The sequence below is a fragment of the Acidovorax soli genome, from assembly GCF_900107605.1.
Lineage (GTDB): Bacteria > Pseudomonadota > Gammaproteobacteria > Burkholderiales > Burkholderiaceae_C > Acidovorax > Acidovorax soli.
Genome location: NZ_FNQJ01000014.1, coordinates 52957 through 71582, shown reverse-complemented (window position 1 = coordinate 71582; position 18626 = coordinate 52957). Strand labels below are relative to the sequence as shown.

General features: G+C 61.6%; 21 protein-coding genes and 2 pseudogenes. 6 read left to right on the top strand and 17 right to left on the bottom strand.

Going from position 1 to position 18626, the window contains the following annotated elements; all coding sequences use genetic code 11:
* From lpxK to BLW02_RS10965, 3 genes are read right to left on the bottom strand one after another with little or no spacing between them, the layout of a single operon-like run.
* On the bottom strand, positions 1-1074 hold the full coding sequence (lpxK, locus tag BLW02_RS10975) for a tetraacyldisaccharide 4'-kinase (protein WP_092698499.1): 1074 nt from the start codon (positions 1072-1074) through the stop codon (positions 1-3).
* 5 nt (positions 1075-1079) lie between these two features.
* Complete coding sequence (locus BLW02_RS10970; RefSeq protein WP_092698497.1) at positions 1080-1517, bottom strand: ExbD/TolR family protein; 438 nt, start codon at positions 1515-1517, stop codon at positions 1080-1082.
* Between the two features lie 30 nt (positions 1518-1547).
* Positions 1548-2195, bottom strand: a complete 648-nt coding sequence (locus BLW02_RS10965) for a MotA/TolQ/ExbB proton channel family protein (protein WP_092698495.1) — start codon at positions 2193-2195, stop codon at positions 1548-1550.
* Between the two features lie 351 nt (positions 2196-2546).
* On the opposite strand from BLW02_RS10965, the gene xseA reads away from it, so the two are divergent.
* Both xseA and BLW02_RS10955 read left to right on the top strand, forming a co-directional pair.
* The gene (xseA, locus tag BLW02_RS10960) at positions 2547-3872 is read left to right on the top strand and encodes an exodeoxyribonuclease VII large subunit (RefSeq protein WP_092698494.1); all 1326 of its coding nucleotides are present in this window, start codon (positions 2547-2549) and stop codon (positions 3870-3872) included.
* A 160-nt stretch (positions 3873-4032) separates the two neighbouring features.
* Entirely contained in the window at positions 4033-4614 is a 582-nt protein-coding gene (locus BLW02_RS10955; protein WP_026436506.1) for a superoxide dismutase, read from the top strand.
* A gap of 141 nt (positions 4615-4755) precedes the next feature.
* On the opposite strand, the gene BLW02_RS10950 is transcribed toward BLW02_RS10955, so the two are convergent.
* Positions 4756-5175 (bottom strand): DUF192 domain-containing protein, encoded by a 420-nt coding sequence (locus BLW02_RS10950; RefSeq protein ID WP_092698536.1) that lies wholly within the window; start codon positions 5173-5175, stop codon positions 4756-4758.
* Positions 5176-5400: 225 nt separating this feature from the next.
* The gene (locus tag BLW02_RS10945; protein WP_092698534.1) at positions 5401-5640 is read right to left on the bottom strand and encodes a hypothetical protein; all 240 of its coding nucleotides are present in this window, start codon (positions 5638-5640) and stop codon (positions 5401-5403) included.
* Positions 5641-5929: 289 nt separating this feature from the next.
* Here BLW02_RS10945 and BLW02_RS10940 point away from each other — a divergent pair, with 289 nt between their 5' ends.
* Entirely contained in the window at positions 5930-8164 is a 2235-nt protein-coding gene (locus BLW02_RS10940; RefSeq protein ID WP_092698492.1) for an NADP-dependent isocitrate dehydrogenase, read from the top strand.
* 249 nt (positions 8165-8413) lie between these two features.
* The gene (icd, locus tag BLW02_RS10935) at positions 8414-9673 is read left to right on the top strand and encodes an NADP-dependent isocitrate dehydrogenase (RefSeq protein ID WP_092698490.1); all 1260 of its coding nucleotides are present in this window, start codon (positions 8414-8416) and stop codon (positions 9671-9673) included.
* 184 nt (positions 9674-9857) lie between these two features.
* On the opposite strand, the gene BLW02_RS10930 is transcribed toward icd, so the two are convergent.
* Positions 9858-10196, bottom strand: a complete 339-nt coding sequence (locus tag BLW02_RS10930) for a YggL family protein (RefSeq protein ID WP_092698489.1) — start codon at positions 10194-10196, stop codon at positions 9858-9860.
* A gap of 100 nt (positions 10197-10296) precedes the next feature.
* Positions 10297-10576 (bottom strand): annotated as a pseudogene (locus BLW02_RS10925) (tryptophan synthase subunit beta); the annotation flags it as partial.
* Between the two features lie 33 nt (positions 10577-10609).
* Between BLW02_RS10925 and BLW02_RS10920 the strand changes: the two are divergent.
* Together BLW02_RS10920 and BLW02_RS10915 are read left to right on the top strand one after the other, a co-directional pair.
* Positions 10610-11002: a hypothetical protein gene (locus tag BLW02_RS10920; protein WP_092698487.1), complete on the top strand. Its 393-nt coding sequence runs from the start codon at positions 10610-10612 to the stop codon at positions 11000-11002.
* Between the two features lie 68 nt (positions 11003-11070).
* On the top strand, positions 11071-12006 hold the full coding sequence (locus tag BLW02_RS10915) for a GSU2403 family nucleotidyltransferase fold protein (RefSeq protein WP_092698485.1): 936 nt from the start codon (positions 11071-11073) through the stop codon (positions 12004-12006).
* Positions 12007-12102: 96 nt separating this feature from the next.
* Here the strand turns inward: BLW02_RS10915 and BLW02_RS19655 are convergent, their stop codons facing one another.
* The 10 genes and pseudogenes from BLW02_RS19655 to BLW02_RS10880 form a co-directional block, all read right to left on the bottom strand.
* Entirely contained in the window at positions 12103-12855 is a 753-nt protein-coding gene (locus BLW02_RS19655; protein ID WP_139285360.1) for a hypothetical protein, read from the bottom strand.
* Positions 12856-12865: 10 nt separating this feature from the next.
* Positions 12866-13156, bottom strand: a complete 291-nt coding sequence (locus BLW02_RS10910; RefSeq protein ID WP_139285361.1) for a DUF1010 domain-containing protein — start codon at positions 13154-13156, stop codon at positions 12866-12868.
* Positions 13157-13258: 102 nt separating this feature from the next.
* A complete protein-coding gene (locus BLW02_RS19650) occupies positions 13259-14107 on the bottom strand; it encodes a hypothetical protein (RefSeq protein ID WP_139285359.1) in 849 nt (282 codons plus the stop codon).
* A 93-nt stretch (positions 14108-14200) separates the two neighbouring features.
* Positions 14201-14629, bottom strand: a complete 429-nt coding sequence (locus tag BLW02_RS19645) for a hypothetical protein (protein WP_139285358.1) — start codon at positions 14627-14629, stop codon at positions 14201-14203.
* A gap of 209 nt (positions 14630-14838) precedes the next feature.
* A pseudogene (locus tag BLW02_RS10905) lies at positions 14839-15129 on the bottom strand (NAD-binding protein); the annotation flags it as partial.
* Positions 15130-15207: 78 nt separating this feature from the next.
* Positions 15208-15489, bottom strand: a complete 282-nt coding sequence (locus tag BLW02_RS10900) for a BrnA antitoxin family protein (protein ID WP_092698483.1) — start codon at positions 15487-15489, stop codon at positions 15208-15210.
* Positions 15476-15754: a BrnT family toxin gene (locus BLW02_RS10895; RefSeq protein WP_092698481.1), complete on the bottom strand. Its 279-nt coding sequence runs from the start codon at positions 15752-15754 to the stop codon at positions 15476-15478. Before BLW02_RS10895 ends, BLW02_RS10900 begins: the two co-directional genes overlap by 14 nt.
* Before the next feature lie 175 nt (positions 15755-15929).
* A complete protein-coding gene (gene mmsB / locus BLW02_RS10890; protein ID WP_092698479.1) occupies positions 15930-16826 on the bottom strand; it encodes a 3-hydroxyisobutyrate dehydrogenase in 897 nt (298 codons plus the stop codon).
* Positions 16827-16931: 105 nt separating this feature from the next.
* A complete protein-coding gene (locus tag BLW02_RS10885; RefSeq protein WP_092698530.1) occupies positions 16932-17369 on the bottom strand; it encodes a TfoX/Sxy family protein in 438 nt (145 codons plus the stop codon).
* A 59-nt stretch (positions 17370-17428) separates the two neighbouring features.
* Positions 17429-18595: an acyl-CoA dehydrogenase family protein gene (locus tag BLW02_RS10880; RefSeq protein WP_092698477.1), complete on the bottom strand. Its 1167-nt coding sequence runs from the start codon at positions 18593-18595 to the stop codon at positions 17429-17431.
* Positions 18596-18626: the final 31 nt, after the last annotated feature.

Sequence of the window (18626 nt, the reverse complement as noted above, 5' to 3'; positions counted from 1 at the left end):
TCAGGCAGAGGGGGATGATAGCGGCGCGGTCCGCCACACCGACAGCCGGGCGTCGAGGGCGGCCATGAAGGCGGGATCGATCCAGAGCTCCAGTGGCACCGCCAGCGCATCGGGGTGCAAAGGCCAGAGCTTGACGGCGTCTTTTTCAGTGCAAATCAGTGTCAAGCGCTTATCAGTAAAACGCTTCCAGCCATTAAAGTCATCGTGATCTGGCAGGGCTTCGGCGCCTGCCAGCTGAAGGCCTTGCGCCCGCAGCATGGCAAAGAATTCTTCGGGCCGCGCGACTGCCGCCACGGCATGCACCGGGTCGCCACGCAGCGAGGCCAGCGGCACCTGCCGGCCATCCGCGCGCAATGCATGGGGTGCCAGCCTGCGCTGCAGTGCAAAATTGGGCGCGCTCCCGGCGGGGGGCGCGCCGGCGTGCAGCACCCAGTCCACCCGCCTGGGCCAGGGCTCGCGCAGGGGGCCGGCGGGCAGCAAAAAACCGTTGCCCACGCCGTCGCTGTTGAAGATACAGATCTCCAGGTCGCGCGCCAGGGCCAGGTGCTGCAGGCCATCGTCGCACACCAGGATGTCGGTGCCGGGGTGGGCGGTGAGCAGCGCGCGCGCCGCCGTGATGCGCAGGGGCGCCACAAAAACGGGTGCCTTGGTGGCGCGGGCAATCAGGGCAGGTTCATCCCCCACTTCCAGGGCCGGGCTGTCGGGGTGTACCGCGCGGCAGTCGCGGGTGATGCGGCCGTAGCCGCGCGAGATCACGCCCGGCTGCCAGCCCTGTGCCTGCAAATGCCGAACCAGGGTTATGACCACGGGGGTCTTGCCCGCGCCACCGGCAATCACATTGCCCACCACGATGACCGGCACGCCCGGGTGTTCGGTGCGCAGCACGCGCAGCCGGTACAACGCGCGCCGCAGTGCCACCAGCGCGCCGTATGCCAGGGACAGTGGCCACAAGGCCCAGGCGGCAGGCCCGCGCGAGCGCCAGATGTGTGCCAGCCCCGTGGGCTGCAGGCCGCCAGCGGCCGGATTGACCGCGGGGGAAGGCGAGGAGGGCGGCTGCGGCCCTGCGGCAGCCATCGTGGCTAGCGGCCGTTGCCTGTGCGGGCCGACACCGAAGACTGCGTGGCAAACGTGATCTGGCTCAGACCCACGCGCCGCGCGGCCTCCATCACGGTCACCACCGCCTGGTGGGGTGCGGTGGCATCTGCACTGATGATGACCACGCTGTCGCGGCCGGCGCTGGCCGCCTGGCTGAGCGCACGGGCCACCGCATCCACGCCCTTGCCGTCGACGGTGGCCTTGTTGACGGCATAGCGCCCGTCGGCCGCCACGGCCACGATCACTTCCTTGGGATGGTCGCGCTGCTGCTCGGCGTCGGCCACGGGCAGCGTCAGCTGCAGCTCGGTGAACTTGCTGTAGGTGGTGGTCAGCATCATGAAGATGAGGATCACCAGCAGCACATCGATGAACGGGATCAGGTTGATCTCGGGCTCATCCTTGGGACGGGGGCGAAAGTTCATGCGCTCAGTCTTTCAGGCACCGCGGGGCGCTCATTTCGTTTTGCGCAGCCGCAGGATGTGGCGCACAAACTGCTCGGAGGCCAGCTCCAGCGTGAGCAGGTAGGCATCCACGCGGCTGCGGAAATAGCGCCAGAAGATCAGCGCCGGAATCGCCACGATCAGGCCGAATGCCGTGTTGTACAGCGCAACCGAGATGCCATGCGCCAGCTGCGCCGGGTTGCCGCCGCCCATGGCCTGGCTGGCGCCGCCGGTACCTACCTGCGAGCCAAAAATCTCGATCATGCCGATCACGGTACCCAGCAGGCCCAGCAGCGGGGCTGCCGAGGCTATTGTTGCCAGGGCATTGAGGTATTTTTCGAGCCGGTGCGCCACAGTGCGCCCGGCGCCCTCCATGGTGGCGCGCAAATCGGCCTCGGTGCACAAAGGATTGTTGTTGAAGGCGCGCAGGCCGCTGGCCAGCACCTCGCCCAGCGCGGAGTTCTGGGCCAATTGGTTCACCACATCGGGCGTGGGAACGGACTTGGCTGAGACGGTGATGGCTTCGTCCAGCAGTTTTGGCGGGGCGACGCGCGCTGTTTTCAGGGCCACGAAGCGCTCGAAAATCAGCGCCAATGCCAGGACAGAGCAGGTGATCAGTGGCCAGATGGGCCAGCCTGCGGCTTGTATGATGGACAGCAATTCTCTCTCCGCTCGGATGAAGGCAAGCGGCGATTATGGCCCAGCTCGCCCAGTCTTTTTTAACACAAAAAGTTACACAAAGTTGCGTAGTGCAGGCCGTTCTCTCACCCACAAAATCTGTGGATAACTTTGTGGGCAACTGGGCTTGTGGGGCTCGCAAAGCGGCGCCACGCCGTGGGTTCAACAGATTGATGAAAAATTGATCAGTGAAAAATCGTTATAAATCAATGAGTTGCGTGTGTTTTCGTGTTTTCCTGCGGGTTTTGACCATAGGGGGTGCAGTGCCTGCTGCTCGCTCCGCGCTGTGGAGTAGTCACTGGGCGCATCGCCTGCAAACGCTGGTGCTGTCTCATGCCTGAGCCCGCCAGTCTTGTAACTGCGCCACGAATCTGGGAAGTTGGCGCGCTGTGCCGCGCCATTGCTGATGCGCTGGAGGCGCGATTCAACCCGGTGGCGGTGCGCGGCGAGATCACGGGCTTTTCGCGCGCATCCAGCGGGCATTGCTACTTCTCGGTGAAAGATGCGAACGGCCAGTTGCGTTGCGCCATGTTCCGCCGCTCGGCCAGCCTGCTTGACTTTTCGCCGCGCGATGGCGAACTGGTGGAGCTGCGCGGGCGCATTGGCGTGTATGAAGCCCGGGGCGATCTGCAGTTCATCGTCGAGAGCATGCAGCGCGCAGGCCAGGGCGCGCTGTTCGAGCAGTTTTTGCGGCTCAAGGCGCAGCTGGAGGGTGAAGGCCTTTTTGATGCTGCGCGCAAGCGGCCTCTGCCGCTGCAGCCGCGGGCCATTGGCCTGGTCACGTCGCCGGGCGCGGCCGCGCTGCACGATGTGGTGACGGCGCTGCGCCGGCGGGTGCCGCACATCCCGGTGGTGCTGGTACCGGCGCTGGTGCAGGGCGCGGCGGCCCCGCGGTCCATCGCCAAGGCGCTATCAGAACTGTATCAACTGGCGAAGACAGGACAAGCACCCGGGGCCGATTTGGCCCCCAATCCAGCCATTGATGTAATCCTGCTGGTGCGCGGTGGCGGCTCCATGGAGGACCTGTGGGCCTTCAACGACGAGCAGCTTGCGCGCACCATCGTGCAAAGCCCGGTGCCGCTGGTAAGCGGCGTGGGCCACGAAACCGACTTCACCATCGCCGACTTCTGCGCCGACCTGCGCGCGCCCACGCCCACGGCCGCGGCCGAGCTGGTGGCCCAGCCGCGCGAGGTGTGGCTGGGAGCGCTGGGCTTGCTGGCCGGCCGGCTGACCGATGGTATGCAGCGCCAGCTCGACACCCGCCACCAGCGGCTGGACCAGGCGGCCGCGCGCCTGGGCCGGCCCTCGGGCCTCGTGGCCCGGCAGCAGATGCAGCTGGCGCGCCTGGCCCAGCGCATGCGCCATGGTGTGCTGCTAAAAATGCAGCAGTTTGCGCATACCCAGCAAGCGCTGGAGGCCGATTTGCCTGCACTGCTGCAACGCCGGCTGGCGCTGCAGGCCGAGCGCCTGGACCGCGCGGCCCTGCGGCTGCAGCTGCTCGATCCGCGCCTGGTGCTGCAGCGGGGCTATGCGTTGCTGACCGACACCACCGGTCAGGCCGTCACCAGCGTGCGCCAGGCGCAGCCGGGCGATGCCCTGCGCGCCACGCTGGCCGATGGCACGGTGGATGTCACCGTGGTGCAGCCGCGCCTGCTGTAGGACAAATCCACCTTTCTCACGCAACGGCGGGTGTTCTCGCGCAGCCCGCAGCACAGGTCGATTGTTCTTCCTACAATGCCTGCTTGCTCCGCGCCCGACCGCATTGCTGCGCAAGCACTGCGAATGGGTATCCCAGAATTTCAAACCACGAGGAAACACCATGGAACACACCCTTCCCCCGCTGCCCTACGCGATTGACGCCCTGGCCCCGCACTACAGCCAGGAAACGCTGGAATACCACCACGGCAAGCACCACAACGCCTATGTGGTGAACCTCAACAACCTGCAAAAGGGCACCGAGTTTGAAGCCATGACGCTCGAAGAGATCGTCAAGAAATCCAGCGGCGGCATCTACAACAACGCCGCCCAGATCTGGAACCACACCTTCTTCTGGAGCTGCATGGCTCCCCAGGGCGGCGGCGAGCCCACGGGCGCACTGGCTGCGGCCATCCAGGCCAAGTTCGGCTCTTACGCGGCTTTCAAGGAAGCCTTTGTGAAGTCGGCCGTGGGCAACTTCGGCTCGGGCTGGACCTGGCTGGTGAAGAAGGCCGATGGCAGCGTGGACATCGTCAACACCGGCGCCGCCGGCACGCCGCTGACCACGGCCGACAAGGCCCTGCTGACGGTGGACGTGTGGGAACACGCTTACTACATCGACTACCGCAACCAGCGCCCCAAGTTTGTGGAAACCTTCCTGGATAAACTGGTGAACTGGAAGTTCGCCGAAGCCAACTTCGCCTGAAGCAGGCAGCAGGGGCGGGTGCTTCACCCGCTGTGCTCCTGAAACCAGAACGGCCCTTGCGGGCCGTTTTGTGTTTTTGGGGCTGCAGCGCTTTGCTGGCAAGCGCTGAAAGCTATATTAAAAATAGCTCAACATGGTGCATCAACGCCGTGCAAACGGAGCACCACCGAGCTTGAAACCGGCCTTGACGCCCTTTTTGCCGAACCATCCCTGGTTCATCTCCAGCACGTAGCGCACGGGCTTTGCCGAGCAATGCGAATCGGTGGTCTGGGGCTTCATGTCGGCCAGATTGACGATGGTGCCGTCATCGGCCACAAAGGCCGCGGTCAGCGGCAGCAAGGTGTTCTTCATCCAGAAGCATTGCACGCCGGGCTGCTCGAAGATGAACAGCATGCCTTCCTGGGCGGGCATCTCCCTGCGGTGCATCAGGCCGGTCTGGCGCTGTTGCGGCGTTTGCGCCACCTGGGCATCGATGCGGTGCATGCCGGCCGTGAGCTCGACGCGCTGCAGCGCCAGTTGTGGCCTGTCCTGGGCGCTGGATGCGGTGGCCCACAACGCCATCACGCACACCCCCAGGGCGGTCAACGCGGTGGTAATGGGGCCGGCAATGTGGCGTGCGGCGTGGCGGCGGGCAGAGAGTGTGGTTGTCATGGAGCGAAGTGGAGCGGTGGCAGACAGGTGAACGGTAGCAGAGGCGGGCGCAGACCGGAAACAGAAACGCCCGCGAATGCGGGCGATTTTGAAGCAACCGGGGCCGCCATCGGCGGCAGGCCCGTGCCACCGTGATCAGGCGGCTTTCTTGGCGACCTTTTTGGTCTTCTTGGCGGCCGCTTTCTTGTGCTTGGCCTGGGCAGGTGCCTTGGCGGCCTTGGTGGCAGGTGCCGGGGCTGCTGCAGGCGCAGGCGCTGCCATGGGCGCCGCCATCGGAGCAGGCGCGGGAGCGGGGGCGGGTGCAGCGGCTGGGGCTTGTGCAAAAGCACCTGCAGCGAACAGACCAGCCATCAGGACAGCGAGTAGTTTTTTCATGTGTGCCATTTCCTTGACGAATCGTCGGGGTGAATGCTTCGCGAACCGCCGCGAAGCTCTACCTGCAACGGTGGCCGCGAGTGCGGCGTTGACAGGGAAACCGGCATTGCAGGGCCCGTTGGATAAAAAATTGGTCAATTTGCGTGCTTTCATTTCGTATCGTGATATTCGATTGCAAAAAAGCCGGGTGGGGCCGGATGCAAGAAAGCACAATGGCGGGGTTCGATCACTGCTACCGGCTGGGCCACCATCCGGTGGTTTTTTTCAGCCATTTCTTGAGACATAAGCGATGAGTACCCAGCAACCCACCATCATCTACACCCTGACCGACGAGGCACCGCGCCTGGCCACCGCTTCTTTCCTGCCGATCGTGCGCACCTTTGCCGCGCCCGCGGGCATCAACGTGGTCGAGAGCGACATTTCGGTGGCGGCCCGCGTGCTGGGTGAGTTCCCCGAATGCCTGAGCGACGAACAGAAGGTGCCGAACACGCTGGCCGCGCTGGGCAAGAAGACCTTGGAGCCCGATGCCAACATCATCAAGTTGCCCAACATCAGTGCCTCGGTGGGCCAGCTGATCGCCTGCATCAAGGAACTGCAGGGCAAGGGCTATGCGCTGCCAGATTTTCCTGAAGACCCCAAGTCCGACGAAGAAAAGGCGATCCGTGCGCGCTATGCCAAGTGCATCGGCAGCGCCGTGAACCCCGTGCTGCGCGAAGGCAACTCCGACCGCCGTGCGCCCCGGGCCGTCAAGGAGTACGCACGCAAGAACCCGCACAGCATGGCCGAGTGGAGCCAGGCTTCGCGCTCGCATGTCTCGCACATGCACCGTGGGGACTTTTACCATGGTGAAAAGTCGCTCACGCTGGACAAGGCCCGCGACGTGAAGATGGAACTGATCACCAAGACCGGCAAGACCATCCTGCTCAAGCCCAAGGTGTCGCTGCTCGACCGCGAGATCATCGACAGCATGTTCATGAGCAAGAAGGCGCTGCTGGAGTTCTACGAAAAGGAAATCGAAGACGCGCGCAAGACCGGCGTGATGTTCTCGCTGCACGTCAAGGCGACGATGATGAAGGTATCGCACCCCATCGTGTTCGGCCACTGCGTGAAGATCTTCTACAAGGACGCGTTTGCCAAGCACGGCAAGCTGTTCGAAGAGCTGGGCGTGAACGTGAACAACGGCATGGCCAACCTCTACGAAAAAGTGGCCACCCTGCCCACGGCCCAGCGCGAAGAGGTGCTCAAAGACCTGCACGCCTGCCACGAAGGCCGCCCCGAGCTGGCCATGGTGGATTCGGCCAAGGGCATCACCAACTTCCACTCGCCCAACGACATCATCGTGGACGCCTCCATGCCCGCCATGATCCGTAACGGCGGCAAGATGTGGGGCGCCGACGGCCGCCTCAAGGACGTGAAGGCCGTGATGCCCGAATCGACCTTTGCCCGCATCTACCAGGAGATGATCAACTTCTGCAAGTGGCACGGCGCGTTCGACCCCAAGACCATGGGCACGGTGCCCAACGTCGGCCTGATGGCCCAGCAGGCCGAGGAATATGGCTCGCACGACAAGACCTTCGAGATCAGCGAGGACGGCGTGGCCAACATCACCGACCTGGCCACCGGCGAAGTGCTGCTCTCGCAGAACGTGGAAGCCGGCGACATCTGGCGCATGTGCCAGGTCAAGGACGCCGCCATCCGCGATTGGGTCAAGCTGGCCGTCAACCGCGCCCGCAACTCCGGCATGCCCGTGGTGTTCTGGCTCGACGCCTACCGTCCGCACGAGGCCCAGCTGATCACCAAGGTCAAGATGTACCTGCACGAGCATGACATCGCCGGCCTGGACATCCAGATCATGAGCCAGGTGCGCGCCATGCGCTACACGCTGGAGCGCGTGATCCGCGGCCTGGACACCATCAGCGCCACCGGCAACATCCTGCGCGACTACCTCACCGATCTGTTCCCCATCATGGAACTGGGCACCAGCGCCAAGATGTTGTCCATCGTGCCGCTGATGGCCGGTGGCGGCATGTACGAAACCGGCGCCGGCGGCTCGGCGCCCAAGCATGTGCAGCAGCTGGTGGAAGAAAACCACCTGCGCTGGGACTCGCTGGGCGAGTTCCTGGCATTGGCCGTGTCGCTGGAAGACCTGGGGCTGAAGACCGGCAACGCGCAGGCCAAGGTGCTGGCCAAGACGCTGGATGCCGCCACCGGCAAGCTGCTGGACAACAACAAGAATCCCTCGCCCAAGACCGGCCAGCTCGACAACCGTGGCAGCCAGTTCTATCTGGCCCTGTACTGGGCGCAAGAGCTGGCCGCGCAGACCGACGATGCCGCGCTGGCAAAGCGTTTTGTCCCGCTGGCCGAGCAACTGGCTGCCAACGAGCAAAAGATCGTGGACGAGCTCAATGCCGTGCAGGGCAAGCCCGCCGATATCGGCGGCTACTACATGCCCGATCTGGCCAAGCTGGATGCCATCATGCGGCCCAGCCCGACCCTGAACGCGGTGCTCTCCGCCGCTGCCTGACAGACGCGTGGCGGGTCCCTGACACGGGGCCGCCACGGCAGGTCAAGCAAAATGCCGCACTGCGGGCCCAGGCCTGCCGTGCGGCATTTTTTTGGTGGCTGCGCATCGGGGGATCCGGCGGTGTCATTTCCGCATGCGGCAAGTGTGTACGGTCGCTCGCCGCAAGGTGGGGCCGATAAAATTGCAGCGTTTCACGGATTTTTCAAACCCGCTGCAGTTCATTCCAACATTCCACTGGAGACTCCCGACATGACCAGCTATCAGCACATCCAGGTGCCCGCCGAAGGCCAGAAAATCACCGTCAACGCCGACATGACCCTCCATGTGCCGGACCAGCCCATCATTCCCTTCATCGAAGGCGACGGCACCGGCGCCGACATCACCCCCGTGATGCTCAAGGTGGTCGATGCCGCGGTGGCCAAGGCCTACGGCGGCAAGCGCAAGATTCACTGGATGGAAGTGTTTGCCGGTGAAAAATCCACCAAGGTGTATGGCCCTGATGTGTGGCTGCCCGAAGAAACCCTGCACGCCGTCAAGGACTACGTGGTCTCCATCAAGGGCCCGCTGACCACGCCCGTGGGCGGCGGCATCCGCTCGCTGAACGTGGCCCTGCGCCAGGAGCTCGATCTGTATGTTTGCCTGCGCCCCATCCAGTATTTCGACGGCGTGCCCTCGCCGCTGAAAGAGCCCCACAAGACCAACATGGTGATCTTTCGTGAAAATTCGGAAGACATCTATGCCGGCATCGAATTCGAAGCCGAATCCGACAAGGCCAAAAAGCTCATCAAGTTCCTGCAGGATGAGATGGGCGTCAAGAAGATCCGCTTCCCCGCCACGTCCGGCATCGGGGTCAAGCCCGTCTCGCGCGAAGGCACCGAGCGCCTGGTGCGCAAGGCTCTCCAGTACGCCATCGACAACGACAAGCCCAGCGTGACCATCGTGCACAAGGGCAACATCATGAAGTTCACCGAAGGGGGCTTTCGCGACTGGGCCTACGGCCTGGCGGCCAAGGAGTTTGGCGCCGAACTGATCGACGGCGGCCCATGGATGAAGTTCAAGAGTCCCAGGACCGGCAAGGACATCGTCGTCAAGGACAGCATTGCCGACGCGTTCCTGCAGCAGATCCTGTTGCGCCCCGCTGAATATTCGGTGATCGCCACGCTGAACCTCAACGGCGACTACGTCTCCGATGCCCTGGCCGCGCAAGTGGGCGGCATCGGCATTGCCCCCGGCGCCAACTTGAGCGACACCATCGCCATGTTCGAAGCCACGCACGGCACGGCGCCCAAATATGCCGGCAAGGACTATGTGAACCCCGGCTCCGAAATCCTCTCGGCCGAGATGATGCTGCGCCACATGGGATGGGTGGAAGCCGCCGACCTCATCATCAGTTCGATGAAGAAGTCGATTGCCAGCAAGAAGGTGACCTACGACTTTGCCCGCCTGATGGAAGGCGCCAAGCAGGTGAGCTGCTCGGGCTTTGGGCAGGTGATGATCGACCACATGTGAAGCGGTGCGCCAGCGTCTGCTGGCGCTCCCCCCCAAAAAAAGAAAAACCCCGGTGCTGCCCTCGGCCCGGGGTTTTTTGCGTGTATCGGCCCTGCTGCGGCGTTTGATCTCCAGCGCAAGGGCGGTGGAATCTGGCATGCACCGGGCTTGCCTTCGCGCAGCGCCTGGGGTGCGCGCGGGGCGTTCAGTTTTCGACGTACCAGGCGTCCTTCAAGGCGCTGACCGTGGCCTCGGCCACCTCCGGTTGCGCGGCAAGCCAGGCCTGGGTGGCTTGGCGGTCGCCCTCGGTGGCGGAGCCGCGCAGGTAAGCCATCACGAAACCCTCGCGCACCCAGCCGGACGCCGCCAGGTTGCGGGGCACGATCAACTCGGTCAGAAAGCGATCCATCAGCGCCTCTTCCTGCTCGGGCGTCAGGGCCTGCTTCACCGTCAGTTCGTACTCGAAGCCGAGTTCCTGGAATTCGCCCACGCGCATTTTCTTGCGAAGGCGGCGGCTGCGTTGCTTGTTGGATGGAAGTGACATGGTGAATAGGGATGAAAGGTGAATGGTGGAATCTGGCCCGGCATTGTCGCCCGGAAGGCGTCTTGGTCCCGGACGCGCGAGGGGCTTGTGCCGCCGGGCGCTAAATCCCCAGCACCTTGGCCACGTAATCCGCATCCTTGTCGCCGCGGCCCGAGAGGTTCACGAGGATGTGGGTGTCCTTGCCCAGCGTGGGCGCCACGCGCATGGCCCAGGCCACGGCATGGGCGCTTTCCAGCGCGGGAATGATGCCCTCCACGCGCCCGATGCCCTTGAGGTAGCTGTGCTGCGGGCCCACGCCGGGGTAGTCCAGGCTCGGGGCGATGCTGGCCTTCGGCGTCTTCCAGAATAAAGCACTTCATGCCGTGGATTTCGCCGGGCTTGCGCCCCCGCATCGCCTCGCCACAGAATGGCCCATGCACCTGCAACCCTACGAAAGCGTGAACGGCGTGCCCTTTACCGCCACGCGCGCCGATGTCATCCGTGCCCACGGCCAGCCGCGCAGCGAATTGCGCAACACCGTGGGCCTGACCGCGTTGGACTATGGCGATGTGGTGTACCGCTTTCAGGACAGCGGCCGGCTGGAAGAGGTGACGGCCCGCGCCGAGCTGCTGCACCTGGGCACCGTGGCCGTGCCGTTCCGTGACCTGGCGGCGTTTGTGCAATCGGCCGACAGCAAGGTTTTTGCCCGCGCGGGGTTTCTGGTGAGCCCGCTGTACGGCATTGCCTTTGTGCCAGCGGAGCCTGGCTGGGTGACGGCGCTGGCGCGGCATTGCGTGGGGGAGTGGAGGGCATTGCAGGGTGTTTAATAAAATTATAAGTAATTGTTTTTAATGGTATTACGGTATAAAAACACAAAACGCTTGAAAATACCGAAATGCAAGAAATCAGCCCAGCCATTGCCCGCCAGTACATCGATGCCGTAGCCACCTTTGAAGCCTGGGAAGAAGCCCAGCAAGAAGCCGTCCAGGTGCGCGGCGGCATGTACTGGCATGCCGGCCCGCCGTCAGCACCCGAGGCGCGCTACCTCGTGCGCACCACGCCGGCCGGTGCGGAAACCAGCCTGGGCCCGCAAACGTCAGAAAACCAGGCCATCTATGACCGCTTCATGCAGCGCAAGCGCGAAAGCGCCGAGCGCATGGCGGGCCTCAAGGCCGCGCTGGATCAGCACCGGCGCCTGAACCGCGCCCTGCGTGTAGGCCGGGTCGATCCGCTGGTGATCGCCTTGCTGGCCCGTTTGGCCGACACGCAGCTCAGCCCGCACTTTCGCGTGGTGGGCACGCACGCCCTGTACGCCTACGAAGCCGCCGCCGGCGTGCGCCTGGACTCGGACGCCCTGGCCACCCGCGACATCGACTTGCTGTGGGACACGCGCAAACGCATCCAGTTCGCTACCCAGCTTGCGAGGGTGGACAGTTCCATGCTGGGGGTGTTGAAAAAGGTGGACAGCAGCTTCCGAATGCGACAGAGCCAGAAGTACACCGCCGTGAACAAGGACGGCTTCGAGGTGGACATCATCCGCCGCGAGCGCGCGGAAGATGATCCGCACCCCATCAAGCTCAGCGACGAAGACGATGACTTCTGGGTAGCCCAGGCGCGGCGCGCCAATGTGCTGCTGGATGCGCCGGAATTTTCAGCCGTGATCGTGGCAACCAACGGCACCATGGCACGCATGAATACCGTGGCGCCAATCACCTTCGTGGCGTTCAAGCGCTGGCTGGCGGCGCAGCGCGATCGCGACGCGCTCAAGCGGCGGCGGGATGAACTGCAGGCAGATGCGGTTCAGCGGCTGGTGGATGGGTATTTGCCGTAGTTGCTACGGGCTGGATTAACGACAGTGGGGCGACTGTTTAGAGTCAGTTTTTACGGAAAACTAGAGTCTGACCCCAATTCTTTAGTTTTGGTGCACTTACCGAGGGGGGCGATCAATGCTGGTATCTAGGCCAAACGGGTTTGCCTTCTCGGCGTCTGGACGTACACCCGGGGGGAAGAACCTGTAGATGCTGCCGCCAGCCATCCTTGAGTAGCGAGTTCCTGGTGGATCGTAATCGAGCCAAGGGCCACTTTCAGCACTGCCAGTATTCTCCTGTGTCCAGCCTTTGGAGGCTAAGGTAGGCGGTTTTGTGAATTGTGACGTCAAGCTATTTTCGGTGTGTATGGCTGGCGTGGTCTGCTGCGATTGGCTTGGCAGATTGCAGTCATGCTGACTGAATGTGAAGCGTGTGATTTCTGCTCCGTCATTTCCGCGATAGACGTATATATACGTACCGCCATATTGCAACGATGGCTTCATGTCTTTGCTTGTGCAGACGCCGTTTTTGACAACAGACTTCAGGTTTGTTTCCAGCCAAGCCGCTGTGATATCTTGCGATGAATAATTGGGAAACGAATAGTAGTAGGTAACGCGCGCCCCTGGGCCAACGGCAGTTGTATCCCACCGCGTGTCTTTATCGACCATTTTTGGGCCTAAGCGGTTGGATTGCTCAGCGGCCTTGTTGAAGCCATCAATCAGTTTCTCCTCAATTTGCTGTGGCGTAGGGCCTGACGAGCGAAAAGCGGAGTCACCGGCAGACTTGCCAATGATCTTGCCGATGCCGCCGCCGATTGCCATTGCAAAAAGCAAAGCGATGAATCCGAGAGCAGAAAGAACTTTTTTCCACATGTATAGCCGCCTAACGCCGAAAGTAAGCCGCCCGCCGTAGGCGGGGCGGCTTGACTGCACAGTTAGACCCGAAGGCCAAAAGGGAGCGCCCTGACTTGACGACGTACGCGGCCCATGAAAAAGCGCTGCGCCACGGAAGCGGCGTAGCGCTGCAAGAACGATAGCTGCCAGCGCTTGCTGCACAAGCGCCAGAGACCAAAAAGGCTTGAAACTGGCTCAGCGCTGGCAGGCGAAGCCGGGTTGAGCGCCAAAACTGCCAGCCAATACCACCTGAGAAACTAAATGCTGTTTGACTAAGCATGGCCTGAATATGGCGGGGATTCAAAGGGACTAACGAATGAGTTCAGCCGCCGCCGTAGGCGGTCGGCTGCGAAGAGCGGTTGGGTCGAAACGGTTTAGTGATTTAAAAATCACTAAACCATGCATTAAGTATGTCGAAGCAGTCATTTCGATCCATTCTATCTGAGCTCCATCTTTTTTGCTCTTCATTGTTTAATTTTCCAGATATCTGATAGGAGAATTTAAAGAGCAAGTCATTCGACAATCTGACGACCGCAAAATGGGCGGGTTGAATGTCAACATTCAAGTCTACAGGGTAAGACGTTTGGCCGGTCGTGCCGCAGGCACCATGATTTGCGCCAAGAATTATTTTTCTAATTGCTATTCTTGAATGATTATTTGATATGATCATGTAAATATAATTATCCTCGTACCACCAAAGAAATCCAATTTTTGGAACTTCTTCTTTGGGCCACTCTTTTTCTTCTTCTTTTAGATACATGGTCGGAGTGGAGTCAAAAACGTGAATCTCGCCCGATTTTATTCTCTCCCTGTATTTAGCAACCGCCCCCTCGTATTCAGTTCTTGAGTTGATGCCAAATCCATATTTTTCGGGTGACTTCGACGAAGAGCTTAAAGTAATGGAGCTGCGCTTTTTGTAGTCTTGATACGCAGGTAATGCAATGGCTAGTATTATTCCGAGCACTAAGCATACAGGTGTTATGAGTACCGCGATCTTCGCAAGAATTGCCCATGCTTTGGAGCCTTGGTATTGGGATGCTGCACGCCAGATTCCGACATGCACGATCACGTAGTACACGACAAAGGCCAGAACTGCAACGATTGCAGGATTGCTGCCAGGCGTGACCAGAGATAGTGCTATGCCCCACGGAATGCCGGACAAGACGCCCCACAGCCAGTAAGCTTTTGCTAATCCAGAACGACCGTTCCACAGGTCGGAAATAGTATTCACGTTTTACTTCTCCTTGGAATATCTAACGCCTTGAATTTAGCCGACGCCGAAGGCGGTCGGCTGCGACGAAATGTTAGAAATAAACAGGCGCACTCAAGAAAAAACCTCTTCAAAAAGGCTTGGAAATTTTCTCTCGTGATTGTCTTCTATGTATTTCGCTAAAGCCCTATCTACATCGGCAACTAAATCGGTGCGGTTGGACAATATTGCCCATATGGAAACTTCAACTTCGGTGTCAACGTGTTTTCCGCGCCGAAGATCATTCATGTAGCCTTTGTAGGCTTGTCCTACGATTGCGAATGCGCGAGGGTCGGGCATTTGATATGCAAGCAATCTATTTTCTGGCTTGGATAGATCGAAGCTGGCCTCTAGCCGCTTGAGTCCAGATTCATGCAGTGCTGAGATATCAGAACGATATGCAGACAAGAAGGCGCTCGCATATCGAGTTTTCATTTGCCAATCGTCTACCAAATATTCCAAGAGATCCGTGAAGTGATCTGGTTTTTTCCCAAAGCCGAACATGATATCCTTTCTAACTAGAAATAGACGAAAGCTATCTTACGATAGACGATCGGATAAAAAACAACCGCCTCTATCGACCCAGGGAATGAACCAACTTTGTTTCATTTAGGCAAACCTAAAAATTTCCGGAATGCAGAAGGCAAAGGGTGCTGTAGCATACGGTTACAGCACCCTTTTTGCAAGCGACCTAAAGGTAAAACCGGTTTACCCTATTTCGAGTTACCCTTCTTCTGCAGCATCTTGATCACGCTGGAGAAATCCTCTCCGCCATGTCCCGCAATGCTGTGCGCCGCGTAAATGGCGCGGGCCATGCCGCCCAGCGGGGTGCTAGCTTTCACGGCGGTGGCATTTTCTTGCGAGAGGCCCAAATCCTTGAGCATCAAATCCGTGCCAAAGCCGCCGGTGTAGCCCTTGCTGGCTGGGGCGTTCTCGTGCACGCCGGGGTAGGGGTTGTACTTTTTCAGTGCCCAGTTGTTGCCAGAACTGCGCTGTTCTGCCTCCGGCCATGAAGGTAAGCGTGCTGGCAATGGCGCCGCTGATGGAAATCGTAATCTTCCCCCTATCTCCCTTTCACTGGTTCAGGCGTGCGTGCGCACCCAGTTCTTCAGCGCTTCATTGATGCGGGTTTGCCAGCCATCGCCCGATGCTTTGAATTTCTCCAGCACCTCCACGTCCAGGCGCAGGGTTACCTGGGCTTTGCTGCCGCTACCCAGCGGGCGGCCACGGCGCACCAGTGGCTTGGCCTGCTCCCATTCGGCATCCGTGAAGGGCTGGGCGTCGGGGTCTGCCATGGCGGCGGCTGTGATGACTGCATCCTCGGCAGGGGTTGGCAGGATGGTTTTGGCTTTAAGTTTCGGCATAGCGTTTTACCTCTCGGCTGTTGGCCTTTCGCAAGCTGATGACGCGGCGCTCGGTCGGATGGTCGGCCGGGCGGTCAACAAACATCACGGCCATGATGCGCAACCCGATGTACCCCAACGCGGCCATGCGGGTTTCGCCATAGTCCCGGCGCTGGTCAGGCCACACCACGGCGGTGTTCCATTCAAAGCCTGCGGCCTCGGCCAGGGACAGGCCATGCTTTGCCATGTTGACGGCATCCTTGGCGAGGTCGAACGTCACATTCATCGTTAAGTGTAGCTACGTTTATTTGATGCGCAAGGATTATTTGTAGTTGCGTTATTTCAGGGGGACACCACCGTGCGCAGCGTTTCCGGCTCGGCCTGGGCCGTGACAAATGAAACGGGGGCTGCGGCAGATGCCGCAGCCCCCGTGGTCACTTGTCCAATGGCTGCCTTGCAGATCAGCCCTGCTTCTGCAGCATCTTGATCACACTCGAAAAATCCTCCCCGCCATGCCCCGCAATGCTGTGCGCCGCGTAAATCGCGCGCGCCATGCCGCCCAGCGGGGTGCTGGCTTTCACGGCGGTGGCATTTTCTTGCGAGAGGCCCAAATCCTTGAGCATCAAATCCGTGCCGAAGCCGCCGGTGTAGCCCTTGCTGGCCGGGGCGTTCTCGTGCACGCCGGGGTAGGGGTTGTACTTTTCCAGCGCCCAGTTGCCGCCTGAGCTGCGGCGCATGATTTCACTCAGCACTTTCGGGTCCAGGCCGTTGGCCACGCCCAGGGCGATGGCCTCGCTGGTGCCGACCATGAGGATGCCCAGCAGCATGTTGTTGCAGATCTTGGCGGTCTGGCCTGCGCCCACGGCGCCGGCGTGGAAGATGTTGGCGCCCATTTTTTCGAGCAGGGGGCGGGCGCGCTCCAGGGCGGCTGCCGTGCCGCCGACCATGAAGGTGAGCGTGCCGGCGATGGCGCCGCCGGTGCCGCCCGAGACGGGGGCGTCGATGAAGTCGATGCCTTCAGCTTCAGCGGCCTTGGCCACTTTCTGGCTGGTGGCGGCGGCGATGGTTGAACTGTCGATCACCAGCGCCCCCTTGGCGATGTGGGCCAGCAGGCCGGGCTGGCCGTTGCTGCCCAGGAACAGCGCTTCCACATGCTGGCTGGCGGGCAGCATGGTGATGATGGCCTCGGCCCCCTGCGCGGCGGCGGTGGCGCTGGCGGCAATGGCCACGCCGTCGGCGGCCAGTTTGTCGCAGGCGGGCTTGGAAAGGTCGAACGCCTGGACGGTGTGGCCGGCCTTGTGCAGGTTCAGGGCCATGGGGCCGCCCATGTTGCCTAGGCCAATGAATGCAATTTTCATGCTGCTGTCTCCTTGTGGTGATGGGGTTGATGGGTGGATATTGGTATCAATTGGATAGCTTCTGGCGCTTGTTGCATAAGCGCTATCGGCCAAAAAGGCTTGAAATCAGGGTGTGTCGTCGTCAAAAATGCTGTGCCGCTTGCTCTTGGAGATGGATGGCGCTGCGGGCGGGGGGTTGGCTGCTGCCCGCTTGCGCGGTGGCGTGGCCTTGGCCTGCGGGTTGTAGGCCAGGGCTTCACGCAGCCAGAAGTGCCACTGCGCACGCGTGGCGTAGCCGTTGGGCTCCACCCAGAAGTAGCCCTGCATCTTGCCCTCGGGCGATAGCTCGCGTGTGTTCTGCATTTCCTGAAACTCCGCGTGCCGCCCCGGCGGCAGGCGCACCAGCAGTTCTTCGCCCTTGACGGCTATGCACAGCTTGCCGTCCACAAAAAAGCAGTAGCTGCCAAACAGCCTGCGCTCGTCCACATCGCTGCGATGCGCCAGCGCGGTGCGCACGGCGTCGATCAGGTGCAGGGTTTCGTCGCGGAGGGGGCGGGCCGGCATGGCTTGGGTCAAATGGGCTGCTAGCGCTTGTGTATAAAGCGCTGGAAGCTATAAAAAACCTAGCGAATCACCTCCGTGGCGTCGCCGTCCAGCATGCGCCTGGCAATGATCACGCGCATGATTTCGTTGGTGCCTTCCAGGATCTGGTGCACGCGCGCGTCGCGCAGCAGGCGCTCCAGCGGGTATTCGCGGATGTAGCCGTAGCCGCCGTGCAGTTGCAGGGCTTCGTTGACCACGGTAAAGCCCGCGTCGGTGGCAAAGCGCTTGGCCATGGCGCAGTAGGTGGAGGCGTCGCGGGCTCCAGCGTCGAGCTTGGCTGCAGCCAGGCGCACCATCTGGCGCGCGGCCACGAGTTCGGTGGCCATGTCGGCCAGCTTGAACTGCAGGGCCTGGAAGCTGGCGATGGGTTTGCCAAACTGCTTGCGGTCGTGCAGGTATTGCTGGGCGGCGTTCAGTGCGCCCTGGGCCGCGCCCACCGAGCAGGTGGCGATGTTGATGCGCCCGCCGTCCAGGCCTTTCATGGCGATCTTGAAGCCTTCGCCCTCGCGGCCCAGCAGATGGTCGGCAGGGATGCGCACGTTGTCGAAGCTGATGGTGCGCGTGGGCTGGCTGTTCCAGCCCATCTTGTGTTCCTTTTTGCCGTAGGTGATGCCGGGGGCATCGGCCGGCACCGCAAAGGCGCTGATGCCGCCCGCGCCCGATGCCGCGTCACCCGCGCGGGCCATGAGCACCAGCACGTCGGTGCTGCCCGCGCCGCTGATGAAGGCCTTGCTGCCGTTGATGACGTATTCGTTGCCCACCAGTTCGGCGCGGGTCTTGAGCGAGGCGGCGTCAGAGCCCGCGCCGGGCTCGGTCAGGCAGTAGCTGGCCAGCTTTTCGCCGGTGGTGAGCAGCGGGCCCCAGTGCTCGCGCACGGCGGGCGTGGCCCAGGTGCCCAGCATCCAGGTGGCCATGTTGTGGATGGTGATGAAGGCGGTGGTGCTGGGGTCGATGGCGGCCATTTCCTCGAACACCAGCGTGGCATCAAGGCGGGGCAGAGCCAGGCCGCCAGCGTTCTCGGGCGCATACAGGCCGCAAAAACCCAGTTCGCCGGCCTTGGCGATGGCTTCTTTGGGGAAGATGCCTTCGGCGTCCCACTGCGCCGCATGGGGCGCCAATTGGCCTTCAGCAAATTCGCGGGCGGTCTGGGCAAAGGCGCGCTGTTCTTCGGTGAGTTCAAAGTCCATGGGGAAGTCTCGCAGGGTCTTGCGACTGAAT

What these genes read in the sequence shown, in the direction of transcription:
- lpxK (WP_092698499.1), bottom strand. Translation starts at nt 1,074, where the DNA reads ATGGCTGCCGCAGGGCCGCAGCCGCCCTCCTCGCCTTCCCCCGCGGTC.
- BLW02_RS10970 (WP_092698497.1), bottom strand. Translation starts at nt 1,517, where the DNA reads ATGAACTTTCGCCCCCGTCCCAAGGATGAGCCCGAGATCAACCTGATC.
- xseA (WP_092698494.1), top strand. Translation starts at nt 2,547, where the DNA reads ATGCCTGAGCCCGCCAGTCTTGTAACTGCGCCACGAATCTGGGAAGTT.
- BLW02_RS10955 (WP_026436506.1), top strand. Translation starts at nt 4,033, where the DNA reads ATGGAACACACCCTTCCCCCGCTGCCCTACGCGATTGACGCCCTGGCC.
- BLW02_RS10950 (WP_092698536.1), bottom strand. Translation starts at nt 5,175, where the DNA reads ATGGCGTTGTGGGCCACCGCATCCAGCGCCCAGGACAGGCCACAACTG.
- BLW02_RS10945 (WP_092698534.1), bottom strand. Translation starts at nt 5,640, where the DNA reads ATGAAAAAACTACTCGCTGTCCTGATGGCTGGTCTGTTCGCTGCAGGT.
- BLW02_RS10940 (WP_092698492.1), top strand. Translation starts at nt 5,930, where the DNA reads ATGAGTACCCAGCAACCCACCATCATCTACACCCTGACCGACGAGGCA.
- icd (WP_092698490.1), top strand. Translation starts at nt 8,414, where the DNA reads ATGACCAGCTATCAGCACATCCAGGTGCCCGCCGAAGGCCAGAAAATC.
- BLW02_RS10930 (WP_092698489.1), bottom strand. Translation starts at nt 10,196, where the DNA reads ATGTCACTTCCATCCAACAAGCAACGCAGCCGCCGCCTTCGCAAGAAA.
- BLW02_RS10920 (WP_092698487.1), top strand. Translation starts at nt 10,610, where the DNA reads ATGCACCTGCAACCCTACGAAAGCGTGAACGGCGTGCCCTTTACCGCC.
- BLW02_RS10915 (WP_092698485.1), top strand. Translation starts at nt 11,071, where the DNA reads ATGCAAGAAATCAGCCCAGCCATTGCCCGCCAGTACATCGATGCCGTA.
- BLW02_RS19655 (WP_139285360.1), bottom strand. Translation starts at nt 12,855, where the DNA reads ATGTGGAAAAAAGTTCTTTCTGCTCTCGGATTCATCGCTTTGCTTTTT.
- BLW02_RS10910 (WP_139285361.1), bottom strand. Translation starts at nt 13,156, where the DNA reads ATGCTTAGTCAAACAGCATTTAGTTTCTCAGGTGGTATTGGCTGGCAG.
- BLW02_RS19645 (WP_139285358.1), bottom strand. Translation starts at nt 14,629, where the DNA reads ATGTTCGGCTTTGGGAAAAAACCAGATCACTTCACGGATCTCTTGGAA.
- BLW02_RS10900 (WP_092698483.1), bottom strand. Translation starts at nt 15,489, where the DNA reads ATGCCGAAACTTAAAGCCAAAACCATCCTGCCAACCCCTGCCGAGGAT.
- BLW02_RS10895 (WP_092698481.1), bottom strand. Translation starts at nt 15,754, where the DNA reads ATGAATGTGACGTTCGACCTCGCCAAGGATGCCGTCAACATGGCAAAG.
- mmsB (WP_092698479.1), bottom strand. Translation starts at nt 16,826, where the DNA reads ATGAAAATTGCATTCATTGGCCTAGGCAACATGGGCGGCCCCATGGCC.
- BLW02_RS10885 (WP_092698530.1), bottom strand. Translation starts at nt 17,369, where the DNA reads ATGCCGGCCCGCCCCCTCCGCGACGAAACCCTGCACCTGATCGACGCC.
- BLW02_RS10880 (WP_092698477.1), bottom strand. Translation starts at nt 18,595, where the DNA reads ATGGACTTTGAACTCACCGAAGAACAGCGCGCCTTTGCCCAGACCGCC.